The following is a 19,244-nucleotide window of genomic DNA, read 5'->3' as shown; positions in this document are numbered from 1 at the left end:
TCAACCGCATGAACATCACCTATCTTTGTCCACGCATAGCGGTTATCAGGAGTAGCTGAAAACCCTGTTTCATCAACATAACCTAATATAATTTCACCACGTGCCGCTTGCTCTCGTAATTTTTCAATCTGCTGTGTTGCTTGTTCAAATGCAATCGGATCTCTTTTTTTTCAAGCTATGACGGGTACGCTTGAAAACCATACCTGAATCACGTAAAAACTTACGAATGGTTTCAACAGACACGGACACTTCGTATTCTTCATGTAGTTTGACTCGGATTTGTTCTGCATTGAGTGGACTTGTATTGACCCAATCTAGGATTTTCGCCTGATAGTCTGAGATCAATGTATTGGGCCGACCTGAGCGATGACCTTCTTTAATCGATTCAAACTCATACAATTCCCAACGTCGGCGTTGTAGCCTTATGGTTTCTGGGATACGTTCTTGTAGAGTGGCAACTTCCGCAACACTTTTACCTTCAGAAAGCCAGAGAATAGTTTGGGCACGTTGTCTTTCACGCCAATGTTTTGCATGCTTGGCCAGAAAAATGAGTCGTTCTCGCTGTTCTAAACTAAGTGGTACAGAAACAATTCGAGGCATGTGTGAACATCTGTTAACTAAAAAAACTTTTTCGCATGATTAGTTATTTTTGTCAACTTACTTTGAATATCTTTCCATAATATAGTTTTAGTGCTTATTTCAGGCCCAGTTATAGTGTATGTGAAACCATCATTAAAATATTCAAAATCACCTTTATCCTGTCTTACACTCTCAAATTCATTTGTTTTATTTTTTATATCTTGTTTTAAATCAATAGAATCTACAAACCAAATATGAGGATGATAAATTATTGCATTCCAAATAATAAAAATACAAAGTGTAATAAACCAGATATAAGTAGTAATTACTATTGTAAGCACTGCCAATATAAACAAGATAAAACCAAAATTTAGGTTTAAAAATAATATAGTTGAAGTTCTTATTGGCAACCGTACTTTCATTGGTAACTTCTTGAACAAAATATCATCATCATTCAATTTTTCGTTACATTTAAAGTAAAAACAAATTGCCAGTATTAAAAATGATATTAAGCCGATGGATGTAAAATGTTTTTCCCATATTTGCCAATTAGATAAAAAATATATAAAAATGACCATAAATATTGAAATTGAACAATACATCGTAAGTAAGGAATTTAAAAAAATATGCATTCTCATTGATTTTTTAATGGTATAACTATACTTAAATATACATAAATTTAAAGCATCATGATCAAATATCTTTGTAAAATCAACACACTTAACTCTGAAAATTAATTTATATTCATAAGTCATTTTTCACTCAGTTCCAAATAAAAGATTCAAACAATAAGATTGGCTAGCAATTGATTAATCCACGCTTTGGAGAAGACAAAAGATTTTGATTAGGCCCACCTCACATCCAAGTAAGTTACATAAGTTTTAGTGACTTATGGTGGTCTGTCTTAAGAATCTTTATGCAATAGAGCCATAAACGAGCAAAACTCTACAAAATATTAAAAAAAATATTTACTCATAATTTTTAAATTTTACTCTTCACTCAACAATGCAATATATTGAAAATAAATAAATTACAAAAATATAGATAAACCTAATATAATATTCATAAACTTCACTTTCTTTTTTTATCTTCCCGATCAACAAATAACTCCCATTATAAATTAGATCAACAAAGATAATAAAAAAAACTACTGCACCAATAAAACTCCAGAAACCTATCCCAAAAAAGTAATACTTTATTAAAAAAATCAAAAACTCAATAATAAAAAAAATAGCTATAATTAGCCTTTTATAATCGTGATAAACTCTAATTACAAATTTATCCATTATTGTTCCTTTTTAAACTATCGATCCATCTCATTACGAACTGCATCATTATTTACTTCTTCAGTAGACATCAATTATTTAATACACATCACGGCGGTAACGACCTGCTTTACGCAGTGTATGCAGTTGTTCAATGCCCAGTATCTCTTGCAAAGTGGCATCTACCGCTTTGGCCATATTCAAACTGCCGCAGATATAGAGACAAGCCCCTTGCTCTAGCCAATCAAACAATTCAGCTTTTTTTACAACTAGGACATCTTGCACATACTTTTCAGCAAATCCATCACGAGAAAATACCCGATCGATTTCTGAAATTTTACCTTGGTTTTGTAATTCATGCAGTTCATCAGCAAAAATTGCATCGAAATCTTGTTGATGCTCACCATAAATTAACCAGTTTTGATAGTGCTCTTTTCGACACGTTGCTTAAGATGTGAAAGCAAACCCGCCATTCCTGAGCCATTGCCAATCATAATTGCCGACTTAACGCCCTCTGCTAAGTGAAAATTTGGATTCGCACGAATATAGGCATGAATACATTGTCCAAGTTTTAAATCGTGTGTTAATAAGCCAGAACCTAAACCTAGTTCATCGCCATGCTGCTCTTGACGTACGACGAGCTCTAAATCTTTTTAATTAAATAGAGTTTGATAATTTCACGCTTATACTAAACGACTGAATAAAGACTATAATAAAAATTAAAAATTCATTCGCCATTTGCGAAATCTTCGAGCAATCATGTCCAAAAATCTTGCAACGCTGATTGGATTCAGTGCAATCTTACAATGGTCTTCTATTGTTGGTTTACTTAAGAAAATTAGTTTCAGTATTGGCCCTGATCTTGCAGTGCTCTTTATGTATACATTGAGTGCAATTATTCTATTGCTCTTATTTAAAATTCCAAACCTTAAACTGGTTCCCCGCCAATTTTTGATATACGCCACTATTCTATTTGTGATTTATGAGTTGTGTTTTTCGTATGCCATTGCTTTGGCTCAAACTGCTCAACAAGCGATTGAAATCAGTTTAGTCAATTATTTATGGCCGAGTCTGACAATTGCCGCGTTAATATTATTTAAAGAATTAAAATTTAACTTTTTCGTAATCATTGGTTTAGCCATTAGTTTGGGCGGCATTATTTTAATCCAAACTGTTAACGGAAGTTTTAACTGGTCTACAGTCTTTACCAACATTCAGTCCAATCCATTAAGCTATTTTCTTGCTTTTATGGGCGCGAGTTTATGGTCACTCTACTGTGTGATTACACGTAAATACAGTCTTGGACATAACCCTATTTCATTCTTTTTCGTCGTGATCACGATTATGCTATGGCTAAAAATGTTGATATTTCACGGTATTCCGCGAATGCCTACCGTAGACTTACATACCGGTATGTATATGTTAATCGTGTCCATCGTGACTGCATTGGGCTATGCGGCTTGGAATGTAGGTATTATTAGAGGCAATATTACGATATTGGTGACTTTATCGTATTTTAGTCCGATTTTTTCTTCGGTTATTTCAATGTTTATTTTACAGACGCCACTGAGTTTAAGTTTTTGGCATGGTGCCATTTTGGTGACGTTAGGTTCGCTTGTATGTTGGATTTCAACCAGCTGGCCACAAATAAAAGCCAAATTAATGCAATTGCGCCATGAATAATATGAAGCAGTCACTTGGCTCATTTATCTTAAACTGAATAACAAAACCGCGATTAGGCACAGCATATGAAGTAACTGTATTGGTGCAAAATATAGAAAATATTTCCAGCCACCTGTGAGAAATGCATTCACACATTTTGAAATTGCATGGGCTGATAATCCAATCACCACAGCATAAACCAGTGTCAAATTATCGATATTACCTTGCATCACAACGGTTGCCATAGCTGCATGGACTTCAAAGAGTGATGCAAATAATGTCCCTAAAATTAAACCTTTATCACCTAAAGCGAGATTTAATCCATAAACAAGTGCTTGGATCAAAGTAAGCGTGATGGCAATGATTGCCGCCTGTTTTAAGCTAAACATTCGACTATCGGTATTTTCTAACGGCACTGGTTCATTTGCCTCTACACGAAGCATTTCCGGTTTGGAGTCATTATTAAGGTGAACTTTAGATGAGCCATAAATCAGATATAGCGCAGCAAGGACCAATATCAATATTCCGACGATACTTGGTATAACTAATATTTTAAACCAGGCAAAACTCACCCCAAGGACAATGATCAAAAGTTGAACCAATGTCGCAACACATGAAAAAAGTCCTGCCCCTGCATTACTTTTGGCACTGGCTTTTCCTGCTCGTACTTCCATGCCTAAGCTTGCGATTGTTGCTGTGCTCGACACAAAACCTGATGCCAAGGCCGATAAGATAATCGCTTTATCAGAAGATAGAAGCCGCTTGGCGATGTGCGCTAATGACTGCACCACCAAGATCAATATCAGTAATTTTAAAATCACATAGGGATTTAATACAGAACCCCAATAGGCCTGATTCGGCGTTAAAGGTAAGGCAATTAGGATCAATGCCAGTAAAAAGACTCCATCTCTTAACTCATAGTCTTTGATCCAATGCGCTGCAAAATGATGTAAGCCTTTTTTTCCAACTAGTATGAGGGTCAGCACCACAGCCAAACACGCAGCCAATGGAATATTAAATACACAAGCAGCGCCGATTAAATAGGTCATAACAAAAGCAAGTTCTGTGGTTATTCCAATATCTTGTTTTTGTTGACTTAATCCATAATAGCTAAACATACTGACGACAATTGCACCGATCGCACCAACAGCTAAATGGATTAAAAAACACAATGCTCCAAACAACGCACAAATGGTAAATGAGCGTAAACCAGCAAAACTCTGTTCACTGTCCAAATTGTTGTTACGTTGACGCTCCAAACCGATGAGCAATCCACAGCCTAAAGCCGAAGCTAAAATAGTTAACAATGCTGGGAAGGATAATGTTTGTATGAGTATTTCCAAATTTAAGCCCTCCCATCAATACATTGTTTATATTGGCAATATAAATAAAAAATAATTAAAAAAAATTAACGCTAAAATTCAAAAAATAAATATATAAATTGAACAACTTGAGCATTTTCAATCATGTTTAAAGTTTATTCACCCTTTAAATCATAAACAATTCCATGATAAATATCCTAGTGGACATCAAATATTTCTCATATTTAATTAAAAATATATTCGAAAAACTAACTTAAATTTGGCCTTAATTTGCTTTCATGACTGTTTAAAGCACACATTAAGCCCAAATCACCATAATGGCCGCAATCACCACAAGGGCTAATCCCCAATGATCGGTTCTTGCGAGTTTTTCCTTAAAGAAATATGCAGAGATTAAGAGGCTAAATAAGATTTCGATTTGACCTAGGGTTTTGACAATCGCAACCGTTTGCATACTCATAGCAGTAAACCAGCCCAAGGATGCTAGAAAGCTACAGACACTAACGCGAAAGGTTAGACCGACTCTATCCCACATGGCAATGAGCGTTTTGCGGCTAAATAGACTGAGGTACAGCAGCATAATCACACATTGAAAGCCAATTACACTCAACAGTACCCACGCCGCACGATGCAAAGTCGGTAAATCACTTAGCTCTAAACTGGCTTCACGAACCAATAAAGAGGTAATTGCAAAACTTAATCCACTTCCTACACCGATGAATAAAGTTGGCAGAGATAATTTTTGTCGTTGAGAACCTTTGCTTAAAAGAAAAACGGCAACACTACCAACCAAAACACCAATCCAACCAAATAAAGTTAAATGTTCACTTAAGAAAATCACCCCCACTATGGCCGCAAAGATGGCTTCACTTTTCGCTAAACCGACACCAATGGCATAATTCTTTTGTTTAAAAAGCAAGACCATCAAAATCGTCGCTAAAATTTGACTTAGTCCTGCAATCACCACATAAACCCAAAACATAGGTGTAAATGTGGTTACCTGAGTCACAGGCTGTTGTTGGTACAACACGAACAAATAAATGCAGGCAAATGGGAGCCCAAAAATAAACCGTGCAAGGGTGACACCATACACATCAACAGTGGTACTGAGTTGTTTTTGAAATGCATTGCGCCATGACTGCATAAAAGCAGCCATTAAAGTGAATAAGATCCAAACTGGAAACATAAGAAAGGTGGTTTAACGGTGGATGCCTCATCAATTTACGCTTTTATTGAATTGAATGCGACCCAACACGGCTAGATTATTCATTGAACTTGGTTATAGATTCGTTGAAAAAAATTTATTTAAAAACCTGATATTAAGAACTTGGTATGTATCGAAAGGTAAGTTTTTATAAAAAAATGCAAAGGCATATCACCTTTGCATTTTGCACTTTACCAACATTTAGTTAGCGACTTACGTTAAGTTAGCTTTCAAGTAGTACAGCACCAAATTGCTCACGTAGATCTTTTTTCAGCATTTTACCTGTTCCACTCAAAGGAATAGCATCCACGAAAATCACTTTATCTGGCACCTGCCATTTAGCGACTTTATTTGCATAGTAATCCAAAATTTCTGTATCAGATAAATCGACATCTGGCTTTTTAATCGCAATCAATACAGGACGCTCATCCCATTTCGGATGGGTCGCTGCAATCACTGCCGCCATTGCAATTTTAGGATGTCCCATAGCTAAATTTTCTAACTCAACAGAAGAAATCCATTCACCGCCCGATTTAATCAAATCTTTTGAACGGTCACTAATTTTTAAGAAACCGTCTTCGTTAAGAGTTGCAATATCCCCTGTATCAAACCAACCATCTGAGGTTAATGCAGACTCTGTTTTGCCAAAGTAATTGCCAATAATCCAATGCCCTTGGATCTGTAAATTACCCGTCGTTTCGCCATCACGTGCAACTTCGTGTGTACCGTTTTCTTCATCGGTAATACGTAAATCGACCCCGAATGGCGGACGACCTTGTGACAATCGTACTTGTAATTGTTCTTCTTCAGATAATAACAAATGTTTGGCTTTAAACTGGTTTGAAGAACCTAATGGACTGGTTTCGGTCATTCCCCAAGCATGAATCGTTTCGCAGTTAAATTGTTCTTTAAACACTTTTAACATCGCAGGTGGGCAAGCAGATCCACCAACCACATTACGCACTAAACTTTGGAGCTGACTACCCGCTTGCTGCGCAGCATTGATTAATCCCTGCCAAATCGTTGGAACACCCAATGCAACAGATACTTTATAATCATCAATCATTTGCGTCAGGCTCGCACCATCTAAACCTGGGCCTGGTAGCACTAAAGTGCAACCTACCATAGCCGCAGCATATGGCGTACCCCATGCATTGACATGGAACATCGGCACAACAGGCATCATAATATCTCGCGCTGAGATATTTAATGAATCCGGCATACAAATCGCATAACTGTGTAAGACTGTTGAACGATGGCTATACAACACGCCTTTCGGATTGCCTGTGGTACCCGAGGTATAACATAAAGAACTAGCCGATAATTCATCTAATTCTGGCCATGTATAGCCTGCAGATTGTCCCGCAATAAGTTCATCATAAAATTTAACATCTGGCACCGCTTCGACAATTGCTGCATCTGGTGCATCTAAACAAATAAAATGTTCAACAGATTTTAATAGTGGTTTTACTGCTTTGATTAAAGGCAAAAAGGTTTTATCAAATAACATCACGCGGTCAGCGGCATCATTGATGATAAAAATTAATTGTTCTGGAAATAAACGCGGATTAATGGTGTGACATACATAACCACTACCTGAAATAGCATACCAAGACTCTAAATGACGATGGTTATTCCAAGCGATGGTCGCAACACGATCCCCTAAATTTAAACCGAGTGAAGCAAGAACATTAGCAAATCGTTTTGAATTTTTATGAACATCACCCCAAGTGGTTTTCGTAATCGTTGTGTCTGTATTTTTTGAAATCACTAAACTATCCGCATGATAGCGACCCGCATGTTCAATCATGCTACTAATCAAAAGCGGTTTAAACATCATATTACCAAGCATTCTTTGCTCCCACATTCATCCATATTGAGTTGTTGTTTTTCCACACTGTCCTGCAGATTTTTTAAAACTTTGCACCATGTCAAAAGTGATTGTTCTTTATCGACAAGGTTAAAGCAGTAGATATGAAACGCATATCCAAAACTGATTCTTATGTTTTAACCTTAATTGATTTTAGAATCCACTGTTTTATTGCTCAAAATATGAATGCTTTAGTGGTATATAATGCAAAAATTAATAGCATCATCCCAATTCAAAATATGTTCCTATTTTGTTTCCGCTCTGTTGCTTTAAAAAATGTCGATTTCAGTTATCAAATAATTGACTGAATCAATTGGCATAAAAAAAACCCAGTCTAGATACACTGGGTTCGACGCATTAGCCGTTGTAGTTAAGTTGAAATAGTTACAGCACTTCAAACTCAATACGACGGTTTTTCTTACGACCTTCAGGCGTAGCATTGTCTGCTACAGGCTTATTTGAGCCCATCCCTTCAGTACTTAAGTTCGCCGCTGCAATATTTTTTGAAATCAGGTAGTTTTTAACTGCATTAGCACGATCTTGGCTTAAACTTAAGTTTTTCTCAGGATTCCCCGAGCTGTCTGTGTGACCAATAATTCGTACTTTTTTCCCACCGACGCGATTCAGTGCGACAACCATTTCATCTAAGATCTGTACCCCAGATGGCGCTAAAATAGCACTGCCCGATTCAAATTCAATAATACGATTACGTAAAGCCGCATTAATAATTGCCTGTTCAGCCTGATTGACAGAAAGCTGTGCATTGAAACGAAAAGGTGCTGTGACCAAAGACTGAAACTTGGTGGTCGTGGGTTGGATATCGTTTTGATTCGACATCTTGCCACTTAAATCGACTTGCGTTCCGCGAACAGAGAGTTTTCCCTGTTTTACTTTTTTTAAGTCATCATTAATCATTTGGCTTACGCTATTGCCCCAACCATTGGGTGCAGTAACCGCTCGAACCTGAATTTTATCAACCACATTTGCCTGACCATAGGTCAAATAGGCTTTATTTAATATTTCTTGCTTGGTTGCTTCATTCGGTACAGCGCCTTCAATCACAATAGGCTCTGCCCAAAGCAAAGTCGAACAACCTAAAATGCACACACTCGCAAGAAATTTGGGCAACATTGGTAAGATTCTTTGCATCATTATTCTTCTATAAAAGTCTGTCTAAAAAGTTTAATGCCATGAATAAGGCTGATCTGACGCTCACTCAAAGACTGTTCCAATACGGCTAAGCCTGCATTTTGTTCAAGATAAGGATCAATCCAACTGGCATCAATCAAGGAAACCCAATGATCACTTTGCATATTTTGGGTAAAAACATCATTGAGTGCAGTAATATCAGCACCTTGAAAACCAAATAGTAAAACAGGTGAATCACTGTGTAGGATGCCAATGAGTAACTCAGCATCTTGGTTTTCGACAAAACGACTAATTAAATTGACCCAAAAAGCCGCGATTTCATAGCAGTAACTAATATTATTGATCGGTAAGATCAACACTTTATTCAACCGAGACGTGCCCTGATGAATAATCGGTTGTAGCAGCAAACCGAGACCAATCATGCTTTGCGCCAACTGATAAGGCGTAAAATTCAATAAACGTGCAAATGAATGCAACGTATGGTGCTCATAAAAAGAAGAGGTTTCTTCTGTTCCGAACACTTGGATTTCGTTATTTAATTTACCTAATTTATCGAGCAAAATATCGGGATCGCGAATAGAACGCATCACTCGGTTACGCTGATATAAGTCAATTAAGGTCTGTTTATAACGATATGGTGCATACAAAATATTATCGAAAGGATCATCGATTTCTAGCAGATGAGCGAGCACCATTGGAAATTGACGCTTTGAACTGTCTTCACTACTAATCAAATTGGCAACCAAAAAACGCTTATCTTTTGGACTGGCAATAAAGAAATCTAATGAAGGCAGTGAGTTATACGCTGCATTAAAATTGTCTGAACGCATAGCGAACTCAAGCGCCTCCGTGATCCACTGATCGATTAACTGAATCAGTGAATATTGTTCACGGCTCTTTAAGAAGTCACCACGAGCTGGACATTTTCCATAATACAGCGGTGTCGTTCTCACTTCATACATCGTCACACTCCTTGTTCTTTTGCACGAATGCCACCGCTCTCATTTTTAAATTCATCATCATGGTGTTGCTGTTCCTTGTACAACACTCATCGGTGAAGTCGCTGGTGGCGCTACAGGCGCTTGTCCTGCAGGCATCGTTTGCGCTGCGACGACACGAACACCTTTATTCGTCACCACTTGATCAACAAGAGTCATACCTGAATAGCCTGAACCTGTAGTTGGGCCAGATGCGTTACCACTAATTAAACGGAAGTTCACTTTTACAAACACTTTTGGATTTTGTTTGCTACGCCACACCATTTCAAATGAATTACCATTTTGTGTACGCTGAGCGCCTTCAACCAATCGGTTAATACCATATTCACCCGGCTCATCAAAAATCGTATGCGTTTGACCTTCCAAGTCAATTGCAGTAATACGTGCACCCGGAATTGCCCCTTTATTTGGCCAAACGAAGTTCACCCATTGCTGAACACCGTTTTCATACACCATACGCTGACCATCAATATCAATGGTATATGAAAGCAACTGTGTGTTTTCTAATGGGAAGAACTGGAAGTTCGATTGATTGGTTGCCGCAGGTGCTGCTTGACTCAATTCCCCTGTAGCAACGCCATTACTTGGCGCAACATAGCGTTGGAAATTCGCTACGAATTGTGGATTTAAACCAATGCCCAAATCTTTCCATGTTTTCGTGGTTAAGGTATAGCCACGACGAATCACCAATGGATCTAAATATTCTTTTACAAAGCGAGCGATACTTCCGTTTTCACCAAAAATTTGGCTAATTTCATTACTGGTCGCTTGTAAAGTAGCATTGCTATTAAATGGATATTTAGGTGCAAGATTGGTTGTAAATGGTTGATACGCCTGCATTGCCCACAACTTATTAATTTCGTTTTGAGCTGGAATCAAAAGAACTTCAAATGACTGAGTCACCGGCTGCATAAAGAGTTTTTGAATCAACTGTTGATCTAATTCATTCAGACCCACAGACATTTTTTCATCCACAAATTTTTGCGTGCTATTAAAGACAGAGCTTTGATCATTGATGGTTTGTTTCACCAATGTCATGCTTGCAGGCCCCATGTCACCGCCACTCTTCAAATCATTGAACTTACTACGTACTTGACTCAAAGAAAGCATGTATTCATCTAAAATAGATTTGTTTTGCTGATCATCACGCTTACGAACCAATTGATAGAACACATCAAATTCTTTTGCAATAACACCTTGACCGGCTTTAGAAGCAACTTGCTGTGCCTGCTGCGCATCATCACGGCTGAGGACTTTACGTTTAAACCACGCAATAAAACCTTTCTGAGGCGCAGCCAGTTCTGCTTGAACAATTGGATTATCCCAACTGGTTTCTTTGGCAATACGGTCGACCACTTTACGAATTGGCGAGTTTTCAGGTTCACCTAAAATATCAATAAAACGTGACTGCTGAGCGACATCTGCGCCTTTGCCATAATGCACAGCATTTAAGAATTTACGCCATTCAGCGATATATTCCTGCTTATAAAGTTCGGTTAACTGTTTACTGATCTGATCTGGACTACCACTAAACGTCAGGTCATCAGAACGATTGGTATTGAGTACCCAATCTTGAGTATCCGTCGGATTATTCGCAGCTTGGTTAATCGCATCTTTTACATAATCATTCCATGCTTGGTAAGTAAAAATACCTGGCAAGGCATAACTACCTAACATGCTGTTTTGGCCTGTTTCACCTAAAATTTGCTTCACAGTTACTGCTGGGAAACGTACCGAACCACGCATTTTAATTTCATTATAAACGCGGTCACGTGCAGGAATACCCATGGTAACAGCTGTTAATAATTGACGTGTTTGATCAACCAATAAAGGATCAGATTCCATTTGCGGGAACGCAGGATCGGCAGCTAAAGTCATCGCATAAGATAAAACTTGTTCAGCTTTTTGAATCATTTCCCCACGTGGCATTTGACCGCGATTTGAATCTAACCATGAACGCCAGAAACGAGTAACTTGGTCACTCAAATGGCTCGATTCCATATATTTATGATTGCTCATCATCAAATACGCCTTCAGTGCATTATATGCATCCTGAGGATTAGTATCCGATGGTTCTAAATAGGGCTGATTTGATTTCACAGCTTGAGTGATTTGCACATTGACGTGATTTTCTTTCAACGTCGCTTCATTGGCTTTAACGCGTTGTAAGTACTGCGCCATATTTTGCTGAGATGGTGCCAATACAATTTGTTGAATACCACGTAAATACTCAACTTTAAGTTTTTCACGGATTTTATTCCCTTGGTATAAACCAAAGCTGTATTTCAATGGACGATCTTCATCAAAATGATCGAGCTGCTGTAAATGCCCTTGTAATATCAGCAAAGCATCCAATTGAGTCGAAAGCTCACTTCCGCTACGGCTTTCCATTTGCACAACTTTGTCAAGGTCTGCCTGAACTTCCGCCACGAGTTGTTGGTTATTACGATACGACCAAACCCACAACCCAAGCACCACAGCAACCAATAACAATGCAACAATAAATGCCATAAAGCGCTGACGTTTACGTGCAGGATTGATATGTTGTTTAACTAGATTTTTATCTTTTAAAATGACGGTTGAAAAGAGTCCTTTTAAGAAATAACCATGGTCTTGCGAAACAGAATTCGTAGGAATGCCAAACTCACTATCCGTACTTTTCACCAAATGAAAATCTTCAGCGATTTGCTCCGTCATTGGACTTTCAATCACACCTTCTTGCAACGCACTGGTGAAATAGAACCCACGGAATACCGGTTTAAACTGATAAGGGTTGTCTTGAAACAACGTACCAATAAAAGTTTTTAACACTGGCTTTAAACTTTTAAACTCAAGTGGAAATGTCATTACACTTGGAGAAATATTTTGCGAATGACGACGACTTAAGTGCGTAGTACTGACGCTCTTCAAACCATCGTATAAAATTGAATAATGCTTTTCGAACATCTCAACGGCATGCTCAGATGAGTCTGGATCATAAGGTAGCGTTGCACCCCAAACTTGATCAAATTCATCCTTATCATAACAATCAAAAAATTCTGTAAAGCCAGCAATCAAATCCATTTTTGAAAAAACGATATACACTGGCGCAAAAATTTCTAAACGTTCCGTCAAATCCTGTATACGTGCGCGTAAGTTTTTGGCTAATTTGATTGATTTTTCAGGACTTTGACTAACAAGCTCCGCCACAGAAACAATCACGATTAAACCGTTAATTGGTGCTTTAGAACGGTTTTTCTTTAGAATATTTAAAAAGCCTAACCATTCTGAATGGTCTTCGGCATAAACTGAATATCGACCTGCGGTATCGAGTAACACACCATCTGTAGAGAAAAACCAATCGCAGTTACGAGTACCACTTAGACCTGCCGACACCATTTTCTGATGAGTTTCTTCAAATGGAAATCTAAGACCAGAATTATAAATCGCTGAACTTTTACCCGCTGCTGGGTTACCAATCACCATGTACCAAGGTAATTCATATAGGGCTGCATTCCCCTTTTTGTCGCCGAGTTTTGATTTACGGATAAGTTGAATCGAGTCTTTCATTTGCTGATTGATCAGCGCAAGTTCTTCTTTATTTTTTTGTTTACCGTATTCAGCTTCATTATCCTTGGCAATCGCCTCAGCAAGTTCTTCGCCTTGCTGTTTATGACGATAATGCTGTACTAATTCATATATACCCCACAGAATTAATCCGAGAATATAAACAGCAACCACAATGTAAAAAGTCTTTTGCGGAATCGAATTATGCATAGCCACAATGGCCACAAAAAATGACAAAGCCACCATCGCTTTAGGATTGGTGACGTACTGCCAAACATAACCGAGGATCGTATAAAATAGTGTGTTCACAATGTTCTCAATTTCGTCTTAATTCTAATTAAACAGTTTCTTGTTCAAGTTCATCTTCTACTGAAAATGCTTGAATAAAAGCAAATGTCGATTCTTGGTCTGTGCTATAAATCATGGCAGTTAACTCTTCTGGCAAGTGCATACCCAACATGAATCCAAAAATTTTTGCCAATTGCTGGGTATTTCCAAGATTCTGTTTTGTATATAAAAAATGATAGGTTTCAATCGCGGTTTCATTAAATTTATACTGTAATTTTTTCACCACTTTCATATCCGTTGCATCATCTAACATCAATAAAAAGGGTTGTTCTTGATCATACTGATCTAAATTATTCAGTGCTTTAAGCTCTAAATTACGTTTCAACTCAGGCTCATGTGCCACCACTTGTAGCACTTTATTTGGAGTTAAACCTCGAACTTGAACGTCTGAAGCAGCCAAACACCAACTCGATGCAAACTCTGCAGCAATGTATTTTTCTTGTAACCACATCTTTTCATCAATCCATTCTTGGTCGATTTCAGAGTCAGCATTGAGAATCAAACTGACTTCAAACTTTTGTTTTGAAATCATCTCTAAAATGCTTAACCATTCTGAATAAGCGACTTGAGTGCCGATAAAATGTGGCTCGATATGAATTTGTTCGGGAATGATCGAAAATCCGTCAGATAGATACTGCTGAATAATTTGAGCATAATCATCATTCCATTGATGAATCAAATTATCAGCAAGCAAAATATGGACATTTAAACGATTTAAACGTGAAACTTGCTGTGCATTGTTCGCCAAATGTTCTGGATGTTCATCTTGCGTATAATCTGGATCCACCCAACCCGGATGCATACGGTACTGATATGCCAATTCACTATCATAAAAGAGTGCAGATTGCTTCAGATGCTCAGCAATTAAAAATAGACTTTCAACATGTTGCTCTAGTTGTTGCTGAATAAGTGACTGGATTCGTTTTTCACGCATGGTGATGGCACTAAATTCATCATCTGCTTCTTCACTAGTAAGTTCATCTAAATCTTTGATTCGAAATGAAAGAACAGGCAAACCGTATGCATTAAATAACTTATCATCGAGTTCAGGACTTTTGAATTGTTGAATATCTTGGATAATTTGTTCGTTTTCACCAAAACTATGCCAAGCCGCTGAAGAATAAACATTTAAACGAAATTGCTGTACATCAATAGGCTTCGGTTTTGCTTGTTCAATGGCCTCAAGTTGTTGTTGCTCAGCTTGTTCTTCTGCACGTTTTTCAGCTTCAAGTTTTTTTTCTTTTTGATGTTGAATGCCCTTGTAAAGCAAATAAGGCGACAAAATAATTACACATAAAGCTAAAGGAAGAAGTAAAAAGTATGTGACTAAATCGAAAGCCGTCGGATCATAGCCTGTATCTCGCCAGTAAAAAATCACGAAAGCAGTACACAAAACAAAAAGCGTACTAAAGGTTCCAATTATTAATTTCAGCATTATTATAAATTCCCCATTAAGGCATAACAGGTTTCTGTATTATCGACCTGTTTATTCGGCTGTAAAAATGCTCCCTGAGCTAAACCAATTCCGCTCAAAGAATTTAAACACACCGGTTTTATTTCTTCTTTTTGTAAAATTAAGCGCACATCCACCATTAATGTTGGACTACACCAAGTTTGAATCATTTGTTTTAATTTTAGGCTGCGTGCCTGATTCGGTAAAAATGTTAAATAATCTTCATGATTTAAAGGTCCAATCACGATTTCAATTTTTTCGTCAATCTGTTGAATCTTCTCACCACAAAAAGTATTCAGCCCCAATAAGCTCGGCTGAGATCCACCTAAACATGTTCTCTGATCTTCTTCAAATACAAAAGTTTCAGGGATAAATTCTCGAATATCAAATTTCTGCTTAAAGATACAATTCAGCATGGTTTTTAATGCATAAGCTGTATTGTTTTGCCCCTGCATTAAACCTGAGAATTCAGCAAAATAATCATCTAAATCTGGCTGATCATGCTGGCTACTGATATAACCATTTAATGCATGTAAAATATCAAGATAGTGATTATCCTGCTCGATTTCATAACGAATAGGTAAATGATAATTTAAACTGGCATCAACATAATGTGCTGTTAATTTATGATTAAACAGCCCTAAAAACTTTTGTGTTTCGTGTCGCTGATGTCGCCCGCTGAGCTTAATCTTATTGGTATAGCTATAAGGTAATGCACCTTGAATACCCGTTAAACCCACCATTAAATTTGTCAGTTCAACTTTCTCATCGTTGAACTCTAAACTTTCAATTTCAGTGTTCGGGAAGTTCAAATTAAGTGAACTATTAAACTCAAAGTCATTGGCCCAATGGACTTGAGCTGCTCCATAAGGTGCATGTCTTAACAAACGAGTAGCTTGAACAAACTCGTAGGCTTTCGGTTCTTGGAAAAGTCCGTCAATTACAGAGCTTTCTTGCCACCAACGTTCTGCACGCATTGGTATAACTCCTGTTGACTATTTGCATCAAAAACCGAGACATCGACAAAGCTGTTCATATTGACTTTTAAATTAAAGATATGGGCTAGCAATTGACTAAATATATACAGGCTATGCCCTCTAAATATATCCGCATCGATATCGAGCTGTACTTTTAAACCTCTGACAAATAATGGAAACGGTTTACTATCTACAAGTTTCTGTGTGGTAGAAAACTGAATATTTTTTATGGAGTCGATAATAATTTGGTTTTCTTTCGATTTAGGTAAATTATACAATTCCAAAAGTTCTTTAATATGAGAGACCGCATCGCCTTTCATTAAAGACATATTATTCAAAGATAAATGTGAAATGACCCGCCACTGTTCTTGTTTATTTTGCTCAAAATAATACGGTAACGACGGTCGTTTGAGCATCAGAGCACGACGGGCCAAATTACTATCATTCAGAGTTAATGCATTCTGATCTTTATTATAACTTTCGTAAGGTAACTCACGATTACTACATAGTAGTTCAGTACTAATAAAATCGGACTGAGTACTATGTGGGTCTAAAGCACGAGATATGATTGAATAGTTTAATTCCTGATGTTTATTCTTCATCTGCTGCGGATTTAAACTATAAAAAAACTGGACTTTATCCTGATGATAATGACTCATTGCAAAAAAAGGCAGTACCGGATAATACACTTCATCTTGGTTACTTTTTTCACGCACCATATTCATTTTTAAAATGCTATAGGCTTGAAAATATTCAGGATGGTGTGCATCTGTCACCAATGGATATTCCATTCGCTTATGATTAATCTTTTGCGGCTCTGCTTGTTTATTGAAAAGATTAACAATTGGTGTAGCAAACAATTTAAAATTTGCCGCATTTAATTCTGAATAATTTCGAATCGCCGCTTGATCATTTAAATTGAGTTTAAAGTGCATTTGAACTTCAAATTCACTATGTTCTAAACTTAAAAACTTAATGAAATCTAAATTTAGATTTAAAAAATTGAATTTTTCAGGAACACAAAAATATTCCATCAATAAACGATATGCATGATGCGTATGTTGATCGATAGGTAGAACACTTTGAACTTCTTCAAAGCCCATAATTTCAAATGGATTGGCAATATCAAAAATGTGCTGCCCTACACGAATCGAAAAACTTGTAGTGGATTTAAAAATACTATCCAAAACCTGCAAAGGAAAATTAGAAATAGCGTCTAAAAAGATCGGCAAAGTTTCATTTTTGAGTAAAGCGTGCTTATTCGAAAAAATTTCAAATCCTAAGCTCAATGTAGCATTTTGATTTAAATGCATATGTGCCGATGGATGAGTTTTGAAATTGAGCTGTTTTAATTGAATCGGTAATAATGTGACTTCTTGTACCGTCTGATATTCACATTGAACACCGCGCGTACTTTTGGCTTTTAGACTGGTCGCCTTTGGAATAACGTGTCGATCTGTTAATTGCTTAATTTTATTTATATCTTCGAAGCTCACCACAGAACATGCAGGAAATGGTTTTAAATATTGAGGAAACATCACCTCAAAAATTGATCGGGTAAAAACGTCATAACTATCTGCAAGTTTTTTATCAATCCGTGCAGAAATTAAAGAAAAGGCTTGAATTAAACGCTCAATATGCGGGTCATCTATTTGTTCTTGGTTTAAAGACAAACGCTGGGCGATTTTGGGGTATTTACTGGCAAACTCACGGGACTGTTGTCCAAATTCCTGTAGTTGTTTTTCGTAATACGGTAACAGCTCTTCAATCACAGATAACCCACTTCATTAAGCTCTTGGAGAAATAACATATTGTTGTGTTGTTGGTTTTAATAAGGCATCAAAAATAACTGGTTCGTATAAAGGATGAATATTTAAATATGCCTGAATACTTAAACATAGTGCCCCCATATTATGGCCATCCATGAGCATTTCGACTCGAATCTGTTTTAAACGCGGTTCATGTGCAGCAATCGATTGCTCAATTGACTGGCAAATTTTGTCACGATCCGATGGATTTGCAGTTGATAAGCCCACAAAATCGATAATGCCAAATTGCAAAATAGATTTTTTTGCTAATGGAAAGTCATCAATCAGTTCATCTAACTTTGCCACACGACTATTGAGGAGATCCTCTAAATCGGAAGCAACAGATTCACGAAGTTCTTGCAAAGACAGACCTTGAGTCTGCTGAGCATCTGCTGGTAATAAGCGGTCAAATAAAGTCGTTCTAAAACCATAAGGATAAAGCTGATCGAGATTCATATCTTCTTATAAATATTTAAAAAAATGAAAATAGAGGCTACCCAAGTTAGCCTCTATCTGAATCCATCTATTACGCTGCGTATGAAGCAGTGTTGTTAGATAATGACCACTTCTTAGTAACAGCACCTTTCGCAGTACCGTTAATATCTTGTTGGTTATATGTCCACTCTACTGCAGCATATTTCAAACCAAATGATTCGTGTGGAACACCTTCATCGTTTACAGTTGGTGTCACGCTAGAAACCAACACATGTTTCAGTTTGATTTGAAGATATTTAATACGTTTGTCGCCATTCGCACGGTAGAAATCAATTTGAACTTCATCAAATGTATAACCTGCTGAACATGCTTCCCAAAGTTTAGGGCTTGTCGCGTCTAAATCTTTAACAAACACCATATCAGAATGTTCTACACGTTCTGCAGTATGACCACCCACACTTGAAGAAGTCGCAGATTTAGGTTGACGGATGTTATGCGTCCAAGAGTTAACTTCTAACCAACTCTTGTGCTCTGCATCACGAGATTCGCCGTCTACTTTGTACTTACCACGAAATTGAATGTATATATCTTTCATTGTTCTGAATACCTATTTATTTAAAGTTATTAT

The 19,244-nt window shown here is 37.2% G+C and carries 14 protein-coding genes and 1 pseudogene; 1 reads left to right on the top strand and 14 read right to left on the bottom strand.

The window, feature by feature from the left end; translation table 11 throughout:
• Window positions 1–144 precede the first annotated feature (144 nt).
• The 3 genes and pseudogenes from FTT85_RS11695 to FTT85_RS11685 form a co-directional block, all read right to left on the bottom strand.
• Window positions 145–600 (bottom strand): helix-turn-helix domain-containing protein, encoded by a 456-nt coding sequence (locus tag FTT85_RS11695; protein ID WP_004973749.1) that lies wholly within the window; start codon window positions 598–600, stop codon window positions 145–147.
• Window positions 601–617: 17 nt separating this feature from the next.
• Window positions 618–1,334, bottom strand: a complete 717-nt coding sequence (locus FTT85_RS11690) for a hypothetical protein (protein ID WP_180183609.1) — start codon at window positions 1,332–1,334, stop codon at window positions 618–620.
• Window positions 1,335–1,943: 609 nt separating this feature from the next.
• Window positions 1,944–2,267 (bottom strand): annotated as a pseudogene (locus tag FTT85_RS11685) (hypothetical protein); the annotation flags it as partial.
• Window positions 2,268–2,603: 336 nt separating this feature from the next.
• On the opposite strand from FTT85_RS11685, the gene yddG reads away from it, so the two are divergent.
• Window positions 2,604–3,527, top strand: coding sequence for an aromatic amino acid DMT transporter YddG (gene yddG / locus FTT85_RS11680; protein ID WP_180183608.1), 924 nt, complete (start codon window positions 2,604–2,606; stop codon window positions 3,525–3,527).
• A gap of 23 nt (window positions 3,528–3,550) precedes the next feature.
• On the opposite strand, the gene FTT85_RS11675 is transcribed toward yddG, so the two are convergent.
• From FTT85_RS11675 to FTT85_RS11625, 11 genes are all read right to left on the bottom strand, one after another.
• Window positions 3,551–4,849, bottom strand: coding sequence for an MgtC/SapB family protein (locus FTT85_RS11675; protein WP_180183607.1), 1,299 nt, complete (start codon window positions 4,847–4,849; stop codon window positions 3,551–3,553).
• Window positions 4,850–5,126: 277 nt separating this feature from the next.
• Window positions 5,127–6,014 (bottom strand): DMT family transporter, encoded by an 888-nt coding sequence (locus FTT85_RS11670; RefSeq protein WP_180183606.1) that lies wholly within the window; start codon window positions 6,012–6,014, stop codon window positions 5,127–5,129.
• 241 nt (window positions 6,015–6,255) lie between these two features.
• Entirely contained in the window at window positions 6,256–7,884 is a 1,629-nt protein-coding gene (locus FTT85_RS11665; protein ID WP_180183605.1) for a long-chain-fatty-acid--CoA ligase, read from the bottom strand.
• Between the two features lie 402 nt (window positions 7,885–8,286).
• Window positions 8,287–9,033, bottom strand: coding sequence for an OmpA family protein (locus FTT85_RS11660; RefSeq protein ID WP_257221031.1), 747 nt, complete (start codon window positions 9,031–9,033; stop codon window positions 8,287–8,289).
• Between the two features lie 20 nt (window positions 9,034–9,053).
• The gene (tagF, locus tag FTT85_RS11655; protein ID WP_168379476.1) at window positions 9,054–10,013 is read right to left on the bottom strand and encodes a type VI secretion system-associated protein TagF; all 960 of its coding nucleotides are present in this window, start codon (window positions 10,011–10,013) and stop codon (window positions 9,054–9,056) included.
• A gap of 57 nt (window positions 10,014–10,070) precedes the next feature.
• Window positions 10,071–13,904 (bottom strand): type VI secretion system membrane subunit TssM, encoded by a 3,834-nt coding sequence (gene tssM / locus FTT85_RS11650; RefSeq protein ID WP_180183604.1) that lies wholly within the window; start codon window positions 13,902–13,904, stop codon window positions 10,071–10,073.
• Window positions 13,905–13,932: 28 nt separating this feature from the next.
• On the bottom strand, window positions 13,933–15,378 hold the full coding sequence (locus FTT85_RS11645; RefSeq protein ID WP_180183603.1) for a hypothetical protein: 1,446 nt from the start codon (window positions 15,376–15,378) through the stop codon (window positions 13,933–13,935).
• Window positions 15,379–15,380: 2 nt separating this feature from the next.
• Window positions 15,381–16,373 carry a type VI secretion system baseplate subunit TssG gene (gene tssG, locus FTT85_RS11640; RefSeq protein WP_180041440.1) on the bottom strand — a complete coding sequence of 331 codons (993 nt, stop codon included), beginning with the start codon at window positions 16,371–16,373 and terminating at the stop codon, window positions 15,381–15,383.
• Entirely contained in the window at window positions 16,337–18,145 is a 1,809-nt protein-coding gene (gene tssF, locus FTT85_RS11635; RefSeq protein ID WP_180183602.1) for a type VI secretion system baseplate subunit TssF, read from the bottom strand. The genes tssG and tssF overlap by 37 nt, the downstream gene beginning before the upstream one ends.
• A gap of 15 nt (window positions 18,146–18,160) precedes the next feature.
• Window positions 18,161–18,637, bottom strand: coding sequence for a type VI secretion system baseplate subunit TssE (gene tssE, locus FTT85_RS11630; RefSeq protein ID WP_078190770.1), 477 nt, complete (start codon window positions 18,635–18,637; stop codon window positions 18,161–18,163).
• 70 nt (window positions 18,638–18,707) lie between these two features.
• On the bottom strand, window positions 18,708–19,211 hold the full coding sequence (locus FTT85_RS11625; protein ID WP_078190771.1) for a type VI secretion system tube protein Hcp: 504 nt from the start codon (window positions 19,209–19,211) through the stop codon (window positions 18,708–18,710).
• Between the last annotated feature and the right edge of the window lie 33 nt (window positions 19,212–19,244).

Source organism: Acinetobacter sp. YH01020, assembly GCF_013420275.1.
In the GTDB taxonomy this organism is placed as follows: domain Bacteria; phylum Pseudomonadota; class Gammaproteobacteria; order Pseudomonadales; family Moraxellaceae; genus Acinetobacter; species Acinetobacter amyesii.
Note: the sequence above shows the minus strand (reverse complement) of the source record. Positions and strands in the feature narration are given on the sequence as shown.